The sequence below is a fragment of the Candidatus Enterococcus willemsii genome (assembly GCF_009933335.1).
Lineage (GTDB): Bacteria > Bacillota > Bacilli > Lactobacillales > Enterococcaceae > Enterococcus_F > Enterococcus_F willemsii.
This window is the reverse complement of record NZ_MAEL01000035.1, coordinates 192,140-208,991: the sequence shown is the minus strand read 5'-3', so window position 1 is coordinate 208,991 and position 16,852 is coordinate 192,140. Positions and strand designations below refer to the sequence as shown.

Here is a 16,852-nt window from a genome sequence, read left to right as displayed (position 1 = left end):
CGTTTCCTCCTTGCTACTGTTGACGTAGCTTTTCTTGATACCGTTCTTCACGCAACGCTTTAACGAACGCTTGAATTTCGTTCAACCAAACCATTTGTTTCATATCTTTTGGGATGGTTAATTTGATTTGCATTTGTTCTTTTTCGACACCTAATGTCGCTTTTAGTTTTGTCGCTGACAAAGCTTCAAACAATTGTTCGACCGAGTAAGCTTTCGTCCCTGCTTTACTTAAGACAAATTGAACAATTGGACCATATTTACGGATTGTTTCTAATAAGGCACGATCACCATTCATTTTAATTTCACCGACAACTAATAGATGTGCCACTTCATCTGGATATTCACCGAAGCGATCCATTAAATCATCTTGCAATTCATCTAATGCTTCTACACTTTCTAACTCGCGAATACGTTTATAAATCTCAATTTTTTGACGCTCATCTGAGATATATTCCGCTGGCAAGTACGCATCAATACCCAAGTCAATTTCCACCGCTGTTTTCTCAGTTTGCACGTTTTTCCCTTGCTTACGTTCAACTGCCTCTGACAACATTTGGGCATACATATCAAATCCGACCGAGTCAATAAAGCCATGTTGTTGGGCACCTAGTAGATTCCCTGCACCCCGAATGGATAAATCACGCATCGCAATTTTGAATCCAGAACCAAGTTCAGTAAAATCTTTAATGGCTTGCAGACGTTTTTCACTAACTTCATTCAGAATTTTTTGTTGTTCGTACATAAAGTACGCATAGGCAACGCGATTACTACGTCCAACCCGTCCGCGTAATTGATACAACGTTGACAAGCCCATATAGTCCGCATTTTCAACAAACAACGTATTGGCATTGGGAATGTCGACTCCTGTTTCAATAATCGTTGTTGTAACTAACACATCAAATTGACCCTCAATAAAATCAAACAACGTGTTTTCTAATTGGATTTCAGTCATTTGTCCATGAGCATAACCAATTCGGGCATCTGGCACAAGCATTTGCAATTCATCGACTTTTTGCTCAATCGTATCTACTCGATTATATAGGTAGAAAACTTGTCCGCCTCGTGCCATTTCTCTTAAAATCGCTTCACGAATCGCTCCTGGATTACTTTCCATTACATAAGTTTGAATTGGATAACGATTTTCTGGTGGCGTTTCAATGACTGACAAGTCTCGCACACCGAGCATAGACATATGCAAAGTTCTTGGAATAGGTGTTGCCGTTAGCGTCAACACATCTACTTGAGACCGTAATTGTTTTAATCGTTCCTTGTGCTTCACACCAAAACGTTGCTCTTCATCAATGACTAACAAACCTAAATCAGCAAATTCAACATCTTTTGACAACAAACGATGCGTCCCTACGACAATATCAATCTGACCTTTTTTCAATTCAGCCATCGTTTCTGTTTGCTGCTTTTTCGTACGGAAACGGCTTAACAAACCAATATTGACTGGGAACCCTTCAAAACGGTCCACCATCGTTTCATAATGTTGTTGCGCTAAAATCGTTGTTGGCACTAAAATGGCAACTTGCTTACTTTCTTTAATCGCTTTGAAGGCTGCACGTAAAGCGACTTCCGTTTTCCCAAAACCAACGTCACCAACTAACAAACGATCCATCGGTTTGTCTTTTTCCATATCGCGTTTAATTTCCGCTGTACTGCGTAGTTGGTCATCTGTCTCTGAATAAGGAAAAGCATCTTCAAATTCTTTTTGGTAAGCATCATCGGGTCCAAAAGCATACCCACGCTCTGCTTCACGTTTGGCATACAATTGAATCAAATCGTCCGCAATATCTTCAATTTTACTGGAGACTTTACGCTTGGTTTTTGCCCATTCACTACCACCTAATTTGTTGATTTTAGGCGATTTCGATTCCGATGCGACATATTTTTGAATTAAATTTAACTGTGTTACTGGAATAAACAATTTGTCATCATTTTGATAGATAATTGTCAAATAATCCTGATGGACACCATCAACTTCAAGGGTTTGCATGCCGACATATTTCCCAATCCCATGATTGGCGTGTACGACGTAATCCCCTGTCTTCAACTCATTGTAACTCTTTAAACGTTCCGCATTCGTAACGGTTTGACGACGGGCTCGTTTTTTGGCAACTTTTTGGAACAATTCTTGTTCTGTCACAACCACGATATGGTCTTGCGGCAGTTCAAAGCCGCTTTGTAATGTTCCTTGAACAATTTGTGAACGTCCAGTGAATAAGCGGTCCGGTGTTGTTTCTACCGCATAAATCTCATGGTCACGAAAATCTTGTTCTAATTTTTTCGCACGGTCTTGGTTGCTCACTAGGAAAACAACGGTTTGTTGTTGTTTCTCCCAACGATCGACTTCAACTTTTAACAAACCCATTTGTCCAAAGAATTGTTGCATCGGTCGGTATTGGACATTATGAATTGCTTGAAAACGTAAATTTCCCATGCCTTTTTGGAACAATGAGAAATATGTTGATACAAATTCAGCCTTCTGCAATAGTTGGAACGCATCGGCACCAAATGATTGTTCAGAAAACACACGTAGTTCGGATAATTTCTGAGTATGCCATTCGCTTTCTTCACGCTCAATTTCACGATTTGCTTCCATAATACGCGCATAATCATCCACAATTAATAAGCTATCTTGATCGAAGTAATCTAAAATTGTTTGCTTTTCTGAATACAACAAATCAGTATAAAAATTTGCAGTATCTCCAGGAATGCCCGCTTCCCATGAAGCAAGCAACTGACCATAGTAATCCGATAAAAAGTTTTTGTCCGTGGTATCAGATGTGACAGATAACCGTTTTGCTAATAACTCTTGTAGTTTTTCACTACCGGCATGGAGATTTTCCGCAGAAAATACTAATTCCGTCACTGGTAAAATTAACACTTCTTCTAACGTTTCAATTGAACGCTGGGTTTCTACATCAAAGTAACGCAATGAATCAATCTCAACGTCAAACAATTCCACACGTACAGGGTATTCGGTATGTAACGGATAAATATCAATAATGCTTCCGCGCAAACTGAACTCACCAGGTTTGCCAATCATCTCTTGTCGTTCATATCCCATTAGAACAAGTCGTTGGGCTAAATTTTCTACATCAATTTCATCCCCAAGTTTCCATTGAAACTGATAGGATTGCCATGTTTCAAGCGTTGGTAGGAACTTGCGCACAGCAGCTACCGGTAAAACATACACGCCTGGCTGTTTTGAAGCAATCGCATGCAATGTTTGAACGCGCTCAGCTTTTGCTTCTGGTGAAGAAAAAGCCATTTCTGCCGATAAGACTTCATCAACAGGAAAAAGATAGACCTCTTCTAGTACTTGACGTAAATCTTCAGCCAATTGATTGGCATAGTAAAGATTTGGTGTGATAACAACTACAGGCTGTTGAAACTTTTGGTACGTACTTGCAATGGTTAATGTTTTGGCTGAACCAGCAAGCCCCGTCACTAATTGACGTTGCAATTTGTCAGCTAACCCTTGGTGCCATACTTGCACAAAGGATGTCTGCTCAATTAAATGTTGTAAATCCATGCTTTCCCTCCTAGTTAAAACGATTCATTGTCGCCACAAAATCGTTCCCTTCAATGTAATCAATGGTTGCATCCATCGCTTTGTCAATACTTTGTTCAATTAATGGTTGATCTTCCTTTGAAAAAGGACTGAGCACATGATTTACCACAGTCATACTTGGTTTTGGTCGATCAATACCAATTTTAATCCGGTCAAATTCCTTCGTATCTAAATGTGAAATAATACTTTTTATTCCATTATGTCCACCTGCACTCCCTTTTTGGCGCAAACGAATTTTCCCTAGCGCTAAATCTAAATCATCATAGATGACTACTAGCTCTTCTGGGTAAATTCCAAAGTAAGTCATCAACGGTCCAACTGCTCGACCTGATTCATTCATAAAGGTTTGTGGTTTCACTAATAGAATTTTTTCACCATTGATAAAAAATTCAGCTACTTCTGCTTCAAACGGATTTTTTTTAAAGGTTGCTGCATAGCGCGTAGCTAATCGATCAACAGCCATAAAACCAACATTATGTTTGGTTTTTTCATATTTTCTTCCAGGATTCCCCAATCCAACAATCATTTTCATTTTGTCTTCTCTCGCTTTCTATTTCACGCAAAAGCGCTGGACAACTCTTTCATTGTCCAGTTTTTTCAGCATATTTGCTAAGATTATACCACAGACTGCGAAAGATACTCAAAATTCCGTCCGATGCTATATATTTCTTTAATATTTCAAATAATTTCTCTTATAAAAAATAAATACAGTTTGTGAAGTAAGCATTTACAATTAAAACAGTTAAAAAAACTGTTATATTGTTGATAAAATCACATGACAAATCTTCGTGAATATGGTAACATAGTTTTTGTAAAGGAAATACTAACACAAAAAGTGGAAGGATTGATACACAAATGACTGCACAAACTATTAAAAAACAACACCAAAAAGTAATTCTTGTCGGAGACGGCGCGGTAGGTTCTAGCTATGCATTTGCTTTAGTAAACCAAAACATTGCCCAAGAAATCGGCATTATTGATATTGACGTAGCAAAAACTGAAGGTGATGCGTTAGACCTTTCTCACGCCTTAGCTTTTACATCACCTAAGAAAATTTATGCGGCAACTTACGCGGATGCACATGATGCAGATATCGTCGTAATTACAGCAGGTGCTGCGCAAAAACCAGGTGAAACTCGTTTAGATTTAGTTCACAAAAACTTAAAAATTAATCGTTCAGTTGTGGAACAGATTGTTGCTTCAGGCTTCGATGGTATTTTCCTAGTTGCTGCTAACCCAGTAGATATTTTAACGTATTCAACATGGAAATTCTCAGGATTTCCAAAAGAACGTGTCATTGGATCAGGTACTTCTTTAGATTCTGCACGTTTCCGTCAAGCATTAGCTCAATTATTAGATGTGGATGCACGTAATGTCCATGCATATATTTTAGGAGAACATGGTGATTCTGAATTCCCTGTATGGTCACATGCCAATGTTGCTGGTTTACAAATTTATGAATGGGTTAAAAGTCACCCTGAAGTTGATGAAGAAGCCATGGTTAATCTATTCTTTAGCGTACGTGATGCAGCTTATACAATTATTGAAAATAAAGGTGCAACTTTCTATGGCATTGCCGTTGCACTAGCACGTATTACGAAAGCTATTTTAAATGATGAGAATGCTGTCCTACCACTATCTGTTTATATGGATGGCGAGTATGGATTAGATGACGTCTATATCGGCGCTCCAGCAATCGTTAATGCCAAAGGAATCAAACAAGTTATTGAAATTCCATTAACCGATGGTGAGAAAGATCGGATGGCTGCTTCTGCTAAACAATTGCAAGACATCATTGATGCTGCTTTTGAAAAGTTAGACGAAGAAGATGCAAAATAATAACGCACAAAAACCAATACAGGTATATACCTGTATTGGTTTTTTTAATTTTTTCTAGCATTTTTCATTTTTTTCGAGCATATTTATCGTTTTCATTTGTAAATGTGCTATTATTAAAAATGAATGCCTAAACCGCATTGAAACTAATGAGGAGCTGATTTTTTCTATGTCACGTTCAAACCGACGTAAGCAAGAGTCTAACAATGGACTTAAATACATAATTGGTGGGTTAGTGGTACTTTTAGTACTTGTCGCCGGTTATTCATATCGTAGCGTTTTTTATGACACACACTATTTGCCAAAAACATTTGTTGAAGGAACAGATATCAGCAATTTAACTGTAGCTGAAGCGGATAAAAAGTTGCAAGATAGTTACAATTCTGAGACTTTTACTCTAACTGACGACAAAAAAGAATGGAAAAAAATAAATAAAACGGAATTTGGTTTACAGACAAATTTCACTGATAAATTGAAAAAAATCCAGTCCGAACAAAATAATTGGTCTTGGGTTACTGCCTACATGTCTGCTAAGAAAGAACATTCATTAGGTAACTCTGCTTTTGATGAAGAAAAATTAGCCCAAACCTCAGAAAAAATTAAAACGGAATTGGATAATTTAAATGCGGATCGTGAACCGACCAAAAATGCAACAATTGCTAAAGGTGACGATGGTTTTTCAATTACACCGGAGAAAAATGGAACCGAACTAGATACAGCAAAAATTATTGACGAATTAAAAGCTGCGGTTTCAGCTGGTAAAAACTCTTTAGAACTAGAATCTTATAAAAAAGTTGCTACCGTTACAGCAGATGATGAAAACTTAAAAAAAGAACTAACCGAGCTAAACAACGTTGCCCAAGTGACTGGAACCTACACAATCAATGGCGAATCGTTCCAAATTCCAACTGAAAATATTATGGATTGGCTGATTTATGAAGATGGCAAAATTAATTTGGATCGCGAGAAAGTGTATAACTATGTCAGCTCACTAGGCGATACCTACAATACAAGTACCAACAGTTCTCAATTTAATAGTACGAAACGTGGTGAAGTAACTGTCCCTGCTGGAACATTAAGCTGGACAATTGCAACCGATAGTGAAACAGATGCCCTAATCGCTGATATTTTGGCAGGTGCTGATTTCACTCGCTCGCCAATTTCTCAAGGTAGTACCGACTCTGGTTCTCCTTTAATTGGCAACACTTATGTGGAAGTTGATTTAGAAAACCAACATATGTGGTACTACAAAGATGGTAAAGTTGCTCTGGAAACGGATATTGTTTCTGGTAAACCAAGTACCCTGACGCCAACAGGTGTTTTCTATATTTGGAATAAAGAGCGTAACGCAACACTTCGCGGAACAAACGATGACGGTTCTAAATATGCAGAACCTGTTAGCTATTGGATGCCAATTGACTGGGGTGGCGTTGGGATTCACGACGCGGATTGGCAACCTGCTTTCGGTGGTGACCTTTGGAAAACCCGTGGTTCTCACGGATGTGTGAATACACCACCTGGCGTGATGGCAACATTGTATGATAGCGTCGAAGTTGGTACACCAGTGATTGTGATTTAAAGAAACATCGAAAAAGCGTTTGAAGAGAATAACTGTTCTCTTCAAACGCTTTTTTAACTAATCAAAATTTCGTATAAAACATATAGTTCCCAATCCGAAATTTCAATCCGATAGAATTTTTCTAACGTATATAAAATGCTTTTGATATTTTGATAGAATGTTTTTTGATTGATAGACAATGCTTCAATATCTTCAGGGAGTGGATAATCTGCTCCTCCTAGAATCGTGCGTTCAATCATTAATGCTAGATGCATAGTCAGATTAAATTTCATTTTTGAGCTTAATTTTAAACCAAAACGTTTTTCACATTTCTCAGTGATATCTTCCACTTGTCGAATAATGACATCTGGATTCAAAAATTCTAATTTTTCCGACAAACCTTCTTTTGAAAAAAAGTGAATCGATTCTTGAATAAAGTTAGGAATATTATTCGGATGCATCAGATTCTTCAATACTTGATGCAAATGTTCTTCGGCATCTTCATCCACCACATCTAATAAATTTAGTTTAGGAACTTTCGTATGGTTATCCAAATAAGTCGTTGTAACAATTAAATACGTTTCTTTCAAATAATTTTCTTCTTCTGATGCACGATTCAGCGTATTCACTAATTCATTAAAGTTCAACACAATTTTCTTAGTATCTGTATAAAAATATTTCTCGCAAATACTACGGATTTTCTTTGCGACATCTCTTCCTGATAAGCTGGAAATTAAAATATTTTTTTCTACTGAAAAACCTTCAAAATATTGGACTTCTGTTTTGAAATTTGTTTCAGCAAGTTTGGCAATTTCATAAAATGGATAGTTGCCGACTAACTGTTGACCGATTTCTAAGGCATACGATGTCGTTAGATTATTCACGACTAGCAGTTCTCCTAAAATCTGTGGTTTCAAACTTTTATACAGCTGCGTCAACGATCCCATGTCAACGAGCATGATTACACCTTCTGTCGTATCACGCTCAGATAACCACAGCTTTACTTGATGAATGACATCGTGAACCGATGAAGTCAAGGGCATATTAATAGCATCGAAAATATACTCTTCACACAATTTATTTGCCACACCTTGAATGCTACTAGCTGTCGTATTCCCATGAGCAACCAGTAACGCAGGGTAGCGAATCTCTTCTGAAATTTTCCCTATTAATGCAATAGACAGCAAAGTTTCAATAAAAGGCCTCAATTCACTTGTAATCCCGGCAGTTAAGTAACCGCAAAGCAGGGTCGTTCGTGGGTATTCCTTCTTCAATCTAGCATACAAGTTGCTCACGTCTGGGATGGTCTGTGCATCAGTCAAAAATTGTTGTATACGTAATATCGCATCCAATGCTTCTCCATTCAATGCATCATTATCTAACATCCGCTTGTTGTTTTCCTGAATGATTGTAAAAAGCTTCGCTGAAACTGGGTATTGTGTTAAATCAACGCCTTCTATAAATGGCAATTGCGTAATTTGGTGTAGCCTTTCTTGTACAGTAAGCAAATTTTCTTCCTTTGTCAGTAATTCAAGCAATTGTTGCACCATTGGTTGAGTTGTATCTAGTTTATTTAGCTCATTATTATCCATCGTAATGATAATCGACTGGTCTGACGGATCACCGATAATCAGCTCACCTTTTGTTTTCTGGAGTGCATCCGCACAATACAATTGTACTTCATTTTGTAAACTACCAATATTTCCGGTAAATTCTTTTTCTAGTAATTCATTAAATACAGCATGAGAAACGCGAATCGGGCGATGAATACGTTTGGTTTCTCGCCAAAATAAGTGCTTTAACAAAGTTGCTCGTTCATACAATGGACGTTCATGGAATGACAATAATTCAACAATCACCGAAATACGACGATAGAACGTTGGTAACAACACGGCTGCTGGTTCTTCCGTTGTTGCAAATAACAACCGAACCTTGGCTTTTTCTGTTGCTTCATCTTCACCGACTGGGCGAAATTCTCCTGTGTCCATAAATTGGAATAATTTTTCTTGATTTTCATGTGACAAACGATGGACTTCATCTAAAAATAAGACACCGCCATCGGCTTGAGCAAGCAAGCCTCTTCGTTCTTCGTCCGCACCAGTAAATGCACCTTTGCGATGCCCAAATAACATCGATGATAATAATTCAGGATTATTCGCATAATCTGCACAATTTAATGTATAAAAATATTTCGTACTCGTCTCTCGGCGTTCTTTTAAATAATCAAAAATAAGACGTGCTAAAAAACTTTTGCCCACCCCACTATTTCCATGTAGTAACACAGGCAATCCTAAAGGTGGATACAAAATAGCGGCTTTACATTTTTCAATCTCCTGTTTCATACTCCCATTACTGCCAATAAATCGAGAAAAAATTTCTTCTGCTTGATTATTGTCATTTTTTAACCAATAGACAGGTTTATTTCCTGTTTGATAAATTTGACCATTTTGAAATAGCTGATTCAGATACAAACTAGTAACCGAGCGGCTTAAACCAAGTTTTTCAGAAATCTCTAGGGTGGTTAACCCATCCGTTGTTTGAGTCAAAATAGCCATGATTTTCTTGTATGTCTCTTCTTTCATAGTTCCCCACCTTTTTTACTTCATACAAATAATGAATAGACGTGGAAGTATCTCTTCCACGTCTAATATTTAACAAATTCCCAATAATCCTAAAATGATCCCTAAGAACATAATACCGAACATTACTAAGTTTACATTAACTTTTTTCCGAAGCAACCAAAAAGCTAATAATGTCACAACAAGAGGGACTAGACCAACGAACAATTGATCTAAATAATCTTGAATTTTCATGACTTCTTCGCTACCTTTAACGCCGACTTCTAATATCGTTTTAAATTTCACGTTCGAAGCAGTCATACTCCCCATCATCATTAACCCCAATAAACTTGAAGCTTTAGTTAAAATTTGCATCCCGCCACTTTTATACATCCGTTGAATAAACGTTTCCCCTACGGAATAACCAGAATATAGAGCATAGTAATGGATAATGAAAGCCGGAATATTATACAAAGCTAAGAAAACAATCGCTCCCATTGCTGACCCAGTGCTAGCAATTGAAATACCAATTCCTGCTGCAATCACTCGCAAAATTCCCCAGAAAAAGGCATCACCAATTCCCGATAAAGGACCCATTAAAGACGCTTTAACCGCTGTGATTGAGCTATCATCAAACGACTCTTCCTCGCTGTTTTGCTTTTCCATGGCAGCGACTAACCCCATAATGAAATTATTTAAATGCATGGTCGCATTGAACCATGTCGTATGACGGACAAGTGCATCTGCTTTTTCTTCCTTCGTTTTATAAAAACGATTAATGACAGGCATCAAGGTATACATCACACCGACTGCATGGTATTGCGTTGCCCCTGTTCGGCTAATATTCATGGTCCATGAACGCCAAAACATCGACCGCATCATTTTTTTATCTTCTGGTGTTAAATTCTCTTTTAATTTCATGCGAAAAAGTCCTCCTCCTCTTCTTCCATCGTCATTGTTTCTTTTTTACCTGCCATTGCTGGTTGGTGTGCTAATTGGAAATCACGTTGAGAAATCATCACAGCGATGACAATCCCGATTCCAGCAACGGCTACGGCTGGCAATTGGACATAGGCTGTCAAAATAAAACCTAACAAGTAAAAGACCGCCAATTTATTGTCCCATAATAATTTCATTAACATCGCAAACCCGACAGCTGGTAACAAACCACCTGCAGCACTTAAGCCGTTCATCAATGTTTCTGGAATATTTTCAACTAACGCATTGACTGGACCGCTTCCAGCTAAAATGCCAAAGAATGAAATCGAAGCAATAATCAGGTAGTAAATGACCCAAGTTCCCCAGTGCAGAAATGAAATCATAAATTGATTGTTTTCACGAGCAGCTTTGTCTAATAATGGTGCAAAAATATTCATAAAGACATTTTTCAAGAACATCACTACAAAGGCTGCCAACATACCAATCGGAATTGCTAGCGTCATTGCTGCTTCTTGTTCAATATTTGCGATAATTGCAAAAGTTGTTGCTAAGGTTGTTGCTGTCACTGGTTCCGCAGCAATTACACCACCTATATTGACATTTCCCATAAAGACAGCTTCTAAAGAGGCCCCCATCAAAATCCCTGTTTTTAAATCACCCATGAGTAAGCCCGTTACTAGACCAACGACTAACGGTCGCTCCATCATACTTTGTCCTGTTAAATAGTTCCCTGCAAAACAAATAAATACACTTAATGCTGCCATCGTTGCATGCATTAACATATGCGTTCCTCCTTTTTAATTTATAAATTTTCCAATGCTTTCGCTAATGATAACTGCGGATTGCTTGGAAGCACTTGATTGTAACTTTGTAGATGTGTCAATTTTGCTAATTCACGTGCTGCTTCTAGCTCCACAGGATTTAGTTGGACACTATGGAAAAGCATCGTTTTGTCTTTTGGATCCGTTTTGTCAAAGCGTCCAGCATTGGCTACATTGACACTTTCAATATCTTGCACATTTTGTGCAATCTTATTTGCATCACTAACTGAATTCACAATCGCAAAAATTTTATGATCTTTTCCTCGAGGATCATTAAACACTTTAATGGCATCATCTACCGAACGAATTAGTAGTTTCATGCCATTGGGAACCGCCATTTTCAAAGTCATTTGCATCACTTCGTTCTTAGCCGCTTCATCATTTGCCACGACTAATAATGGTGCATTTAATTCTTTGGTCCAAACAACTGCTACTTGTCCATGAATCAATCGATCATCTACTCTAATTTGTTTTATCATTTTGTTTTCCTCCTAAAAAAATACGTCTTCTTCATCTTCTGTCACTTTTGTTGGTACAAATACAACTTGGCTTTCTTCAATCATATTTTGGATCATGTCAGCTGTTAAATATGGTTCGCTAGAAAAAAGAATGGTTAAAATCACTGCTAAATTCGTATTTGAAATAATAAAGATATTCTCTTTTTTGGCGTGCATTGTTTCAGCAACTACTTTTTGATTGACACTTCCTCCATATAAATCTGTAAAAATAATGCCCTGTTCTTCTTCGCCGACCGATTCAATAAACGTTGTAATTTGACTGGTGTAATCTTCGTCCGTTACATACGCATCAATCGTTTGAAAAACATGTCCCTTATCCGCTAGAATATCAAGCGAACTTTGTAAGCCTGTTGCTAATTTTCCATGACTTACTATTAAGTACTTTCTTTGCATCTCCTTCACCTCACATTTATATAAAAGCAAGTATCGTGCCAACTAATAGACAGAACAATACTTGCTTTACCAACGTTTCTTCTTTATCTCTATGTTTAAACACGTTCTAACTCTTTTAAACAGATACTAAAAAAACCAGCAATCCTTAGATTACTGGTTTCTTCTTATTCTTCAACTGAACTATATACTTCTGACACGTCATCATCATCTTCTAGTTTTTCAATTAATTGTTCAAGTTGATTTTTTTGTGCCTCATCTAACGCAATCGTTGTTTGAGGAATCATGGTTAATTCTGCTTGTGCTAAAGTAAATTCTTGTTCTAGCGTATCACGAACACTTGTGAAGTCTTCGGCTGCTGTATAAATTTCGAAAACTTCTGGCGTAGTGATTAAATCTTCGCCACCTGCTTCGAGTACTTTTTCAAGCATATCTTCTTCATCAAGCGCAAGATCTGTACGCTCAATCGCGATATAGCCTTTTCGATCAAACATATAGCTAACTGAACCTGTTTCTCCTAAACTCCCGCCATTTCTGCTAAAAGCCACACGGATATTGGTGTTCGTTCGATTGCGGTTATCCGTTAATGCTTCAACTAAAATTGCCACGCCACCAGGTCCATATCCTTCATAAGTGACTTCATCATAATTGGCACCGTCTGTCGAACTCGTCGCTTTTTTAATGGCACGCTCTACATTATCATTAGGCATATTAGCTGCTTTTGCCTTATCCAACGCTAAGCGCAATGAAGGATTCGACGCACTATCGGCCCCACCATTTTTTGCTGCAATATAAATTTCACGTGATAATTTTTGGAAAATTTTGCCTCGTTTCGCGTCTTGGGCATTTTTTCTTCCTTGAATATTTTTCCATTTACTATGTCCAGCCATCTAAATTCCTCCATTCTTTTTTATAGCCAACGTTTTCTTTTAATACCTAACAACATCCAACACAATAATACGGCAGTTAAAGCACCTGCAGAATCTAACATCACATCTTGAAACAACGGGGTACGACCGCTTGTCATCATTTGATGAAACTCATCTATTCCTGCGTAACCCGTTGCGGCTAGCCAGCCAAAAAAGGCTGCCACTATCAATGAGTTAACTTTAGGAAATAAGCCTAAAAAGAAACTACCACCTAAAATAAAATACGTGCTAAAGTGCGCTAGCTTACGAATAAAAAACTCCACAAATGAAAAATACCCTTTGGCTTCTAAACTCACTTCACTGCCACCATACATAAACGAAACATTGGTAAACCAAGCTTTCAGTGGCTCATTTTTCAACATTTTCGACAAAAGACCAATTTGTGATTGTTGTTCATAGGTTTGTGACGAACTGTAAAACAAAATTCCCATCATAATTAAGCCAATCCATAGATACAAATTGCCGTTTTTTCTATTTTTCTTTAACATTTTTCCACCTCAACTTCTCTTATCTTAGCATTTTCTCTGCGACAAGAAAACTCTTTTCAAATTTCTTATGTTATACTAGATACGGAAAAAGAAAGGGGTTTTTTTATGACATATGCAATGAATTGGGATTTAGATTCGATTTTTTCTGGTGGTAGTCAATCGCCTGAACTGGCACAACGAATGACACAACTATCAGAAGAAATTCATACTTACCATACAGCAGTAACTGCATGGCAACCCTCAAAAGAAGTCGAACCATTGGCTCAGTTATTAACGTTAGCGGAACAAATCAGCAACGGCTTCGAGCAATGCTCAAGCTTTATCAATGCGTTATTATCAAGTAACGTCAACGATAGCCAAGCCAAAATTTTGTACGGCGATTTATTCAACAAATTGCCGGAATATCAGTTAGCAAGCACGATTTTTTCTAAAAAATTAACGGAAATTACTGAAGGTGATTGGGAAGAATTAATGGCTTCTGAACAGTTACAACCCGTGGCTTTTCGTCTAGGGGAAATTCGTCGTGACGGGAAAGAATTGCTTTCTGAAGCAGAAGAAAATATTATCAACACGTTGCAACTTGATGGTCTAAACGCTTGGAGTGCACATTATGACACCATCGTAGCAAGTATTGCCATTCCATTTACACAAGCAGATGGCACAACAGTTGAATTATCGGCTGGGCAAGCCTTCAATAAAATGATGGGCGATCCTGATGCCACTGTTCGCCAAGACCTATTCACAAAATGGGAACAAGCTTGGAGCGAAAAAGCCGATTTATTCGCAGATACCTTGAATCATTTAGACGGTTTCCGCTTATCTACTCAAAAATTACACGGCGTAGATAATTACTTAAAAGAGCCTTTGGAATACAATCGTTTGAAGCAAGAGACCTTAGATACGATGTGGGCGACTATTCAAAAGAATAAACAACCGATCGTCGATTTCTTAACACGCAAAGCACAACTATTTGGGAAAGAAAAAATGGATTGGCAAGACCAAGACGCCCCAATTATTTTAGGTGACATGAAAGAACGAACATACTCATTTGATGCAGCAGCAACGTTTATCATCGAAAACTTCCAAAAATTCAGCCCTAAAATGGCGACATTTGCTCAAATGGCCTTTGAAAAAGAATGGATTGAAGCCGAAGATCGCCCTGGTAAACGTCCAGGTGGTTATTGTACAAGCCTGCCAGAAACCAAAGAATCACGCATTTTCATGACTTACAGCAATTCAGTCAATGAAGTTGCAACCCTTGCCCATGAATTAGGACATGCTTTCCACAGTAGTGTATTGTGGGATTTACCCGGATTAAACCAAGAATATGCGATGAACGTGGCCGAAACAGCAAGTACCTTCGCAGAATTAATCGTGGCCGATGCAACCTTAAAAGAAGCTAAAACCAAAGAAGAAAAAATTAATTTGTTAGATGCAAAAATGCAAAACGCCATTGCGATGTTTATGAATATCCATACTCGTTACATTTTTGAAAATAACTTCTATCAAGCTCGCCAAAAAGGCTTGGTTTCTTCTGAACAAATTAGCACAATGATGTTGGAAGCCCAAAAAGAAAGTTATTTAGATAGTCTAGGTTGCTACCACCCACATTTCTGGGCAGCAAAATTACATTTCTTCATTGATGATGTACCGTTTTATAATTTCCCATATACATTTGGTTACCTATTCAGTATGGGGATTTATGCATATGCGAATCAACAAGGCACAAACTTTGAAGACGAATATATCGCGTTGTTACGTGACACTGCATCTATGACGACAGAAGAGTTAGCGCAAAAACACTTGCAAGCTGATTTAACAAAACCAGACTTCTGGCAAGCAGGCATTGATATGGTCTTAAAAGATGTCGAAGAATTCATGACATTAACAGAAGAATATATCTAAATCACATCAAAACAACAAATGACGCGAACAATCTGCTTTACATGCAAATTGTTCGCGTCGTTTTTATTAATTTAAAATGGCGATACCAAGACATAAGTATCCGGCAAAAAGACACCATAATAGATAAGGAATAAATAAGTAACTTGCGAATCGATTGATCCGATAAAAAACTTTGATACAGATGATAATTAAGAAAATCAAGACAATAATTACTGCACTTGCTAGCCAGTAATGACTACCGCCAAAGAAAATGATGCTCCATGAAAAATTCAAGGCTTGTTGAAGGAAGAATAAAACAATTGCCGTTTGCTTGCCTTTCGCTTTGGACGTAATTAATAAAAACAGTGCCGTCCCAATCAAGGCATACAAAATCGTCCACATAATTCCAAACACACTACCTGCTGGTGACAACGGTGGTTTTTGCAATTCTTGATACATTCCAGCAATATCTCCAGCAAAAAAACTCGACACAATTCCTGTCAACTCAATACCAATCACACTCAGTAACCAAATTAGCCACTTCATCTCATGACCCCCTCTTTGCTAGCGTACCACAAGTTCAAAAAGAAGCCTAATGATAACCTAAAAATAAACATACTGCACACACATCAGAAGAATCATCACCACAATTCCCGGTAAAAAGTTCGACACGCGAATATAGCTAAGTTTTAAAATATTCACACCAATTCCTAGAATCATAATGCCACCAATTGCGCTAATTTCCCCCATTAATTCCGTCATCAACTCCGGTGGAATCAAACGCACCAAGACACTCGCAGCTAACACAATGGTTCCTTGATACAAAAAAATAGGGATTGCCGAAAATAATACCCCCACACCTAACGAAGCCGTCAACATAATTGATAAAAAGCCGTCCATCACAGCTTTCGTATATAAAGTCGCATGGTTCCCCGATACCCCACTTTCAATTGAACCAATAATGCCCATAGATCCAATCACAAAAATAAGCGAAGCTGTCACAAAACCTTCCGCAAAATTACTATCCGAACGAGCAAAACGTTTTTCCAAAAATAAACCTAACCGATTCATCCTATTTTCAATGTCTACCCATTCACCAATCATCGCCCCAATACACAAACTAATAATCATCAACGTAAACGATTGAGTCTTGATTGCCATCTGAACGCCTAGAACCAAAACACCTAAGCCAATCCCTTTTGTGACTGTATCTTTCATTTCTTCCGTAATATTTCGTAAGATGGCTCCTAAAAAGCCTCCGATAATAATGGCTGCACTATTAACCAACACCCCAATTAACACCCTAGCTCCTCCTTTTTGTTTCAAAGAAAAGTATAGCATGATTCAGAAA

The 16,852-nt window shown here is 37.8% G+C and carries 14 protein-coding genes; 3 read left to right on the top strand and 11 right to left on the bottom strand.

What is annotated here, in order from left to right:
- Positions 1–13 precede the first annotated feature (13 nt).
- Together mfd and pth are read right to left on the bottom strand one after the other, a co-directional pair.
- Positions 14–3,541 (bottom strand): transcription-repair coupling factor, encoded by a 3,528-nt coding sequence (mfd, locus tag BAU17_RS06680; protein WP_161902056.1) that lies wholly within the window; start codon positions 3,539–3,541, stop codon positions 14–16.
- Positions 3,542–3,551: 10 nt separating this feature from the next.
- Positions 3,552–4,112, bottom strand: coding sequence for an aminoacyl-tRNA hydrolase (gene pth, locus BAU17_RS06675; protein WP_161902055.1), 561 nt, complete (start codon positions 4,110–4,112; stop codon positions 3,552–3,554).
- A 323-nt stretch (positions 4,113–4,435) separates the two neighbouring features.
- On the opposite strand from pth, the gene BAU17_RS06670 reads away from it, so the two are divergent.
- Together BAU17_RS06670 and BAU17_RS06665 are read left to right on the top strand one after the other, a co-directional pair.
- Entirely contained in the window at positions 4,436–5,419 is a 984-nt protein-coding gene (locus BAU17_RS06670; RefSeq protein ID WP_161902054.1) for an L-lactate dehydrogenase, read from the top strand.
- 166 nt (positions 5,420–5,585) lie between these two features.
- On the top strand, positions 5,586–6,995 hold the full coding sequence (locus tag BAU17_RS06665) for a L,D-transpeptidase family protein (RefSeq protein ID WP_161902053.1): 1,410 nt from the start codon (positions 5,586–5,588) through the stop codon (positions 6,993–6,995).
- Positions 6,996–7,048: 53 nt separating this feature from the next.
- Here the strand turns inward: BAU17_RS06665 and BAU17_RS06660 are convergent, their stop codons facing one another.
- From BAU17_RS06660 to BAU17_RS06630, 7 genes are all read right to left on the bottom strand, one after another.
- Positions 7,049–9,556, bottom strand: coding sequence for a sigma 54-interacting transcriptional regulator (locus BAU17_RS06660; protein ID WP_161902052.1), 2,508 nt, complete (start codon positions 9,554–9,556; stop codon positions 7,049–7,051).
- A gap of 69 nt (positions 9,557–9,625) precedes the next feature.
- Positions 9,626–10,453, bottom strand: a complete 828-nt coding sequence (locus BAU17_RS06655) for a PTS system mannose/fructose/sorbose family transporter subunit IID (protein ID WP_161902051.1) — start codon at positions 10,451–10,453, stop codon at positions 9,626–9,628.
- The gene (locus BAU17_RS06650; protein WP_161902050.1) at positions 10,450–11,253 is read right to left on the bottom strand and encodes a PTS mannose/fructose/sorbose/N-acetylgalactosamine transporter subunit IIC; all 804 of its coding nucleotides are present in this window, start codon (positions 11,251–11,253) and stop codon (positions 10,450–10,452) included. Before BAU17_RS06650 ends, BAU17_RS06655 begins: the two co-directional genes overlap by 4 nt.
- 20 nt (positions 11,254–11,273) lie before the next feature.
- Positions 11,274–11,771, bottom strand: coding sequence for a PTS sugar transporter subunit IIB (locus tag BAU17_RS06645; RefSeq protein ID WP_161902049.1), 498 nt, complete (start codon positions 11,769–11,771; stop codon positions 11,274–11,276).
- Between the two features lie 12 nt (positions 11,772–11,783).
- Positions 11,784–12,203: a PTS sugar transporter subunit IIA gene (locus BAU17_RS06640; RefSeq protein WP_161902048.1), complete on the bottom strand. Its 420-nt coding sequence runs from the start codon at positions 12,201–12,203 to the stop codon at positions 11,784–11,786.
- Positions 12,204–12,367: 164 nt separating this feature from the next.
- Entirely contained in the window at positions 12,368–13,090 is a 723-nt protein-coding gene (locus tag BAU17_RS06635) for a YebC/PmpR family DNA-binding transcriptional regulator (RefSeq protein WP_161902047.1), read from the bottom strand.
- 20 nt (positions 13,091–13,110) lie between these two features.
- On the bottom strand, positions 13,111–13,617 hold the full coding sequence (locus tag BAU17_RS06630) for a VanZ family protein (RefSeq protein WP_161902046.1): 507 nt from the start codon (positions 13,615–13,617) through the stop codon (positions 13,111–13,113).
- 105 nt (positions 13,618–13,722) lie between these two features.
- On the opposite strand from BAU17_RS06630, the gene BAU17_RS06625 reads away from it, so the two are divergent.
- Positions 13,723–15,522: a M3 family oligoendopeptidase gene (locus BAU17_RS06625; protein WP_161902045.1), complete on the top strand. Its 1,800-nt coding sequence runs from the start codon at positions 13,723–13,725 to the stop codon at positions 15,520–15,522.
- 66 nt (positions 15,523–15,588) lie between these two features.
- On the opposite strand, the gene BAU17_RS06620 is transcribed toward BAU17_RS06625, so the two are convergent.
- Both BAU17_RS06620 and BAU17_RS06615 read right to left on the bottom strand, forming a co-directional pair.
- Entirely contained in the window at positions 15,589–16,047 is a 459-nt protein-coding gene (locus tag BAU17_RS06620) for a TspO/MBR family protein (protein WP_161902044.1), read from the bottom strand.
- 57 nt (positions 16,048–16,104) lie between these two features.
- Positions 16,105–16,842 carry a DUF554 domain-containing protein gene (locus BAU17_RS06615; RefSeq protein ID WP_161902043.1) on the bottom strand — a complete coding sequence of 246 codons (738 nt, stop codon included), beginning with the start codon at positions 16,840–16,842 and terminating at the stop codon, positions 16,105–16,107.
- Positions 16,843–16,852: the final 10 nt, after the last annotated feature.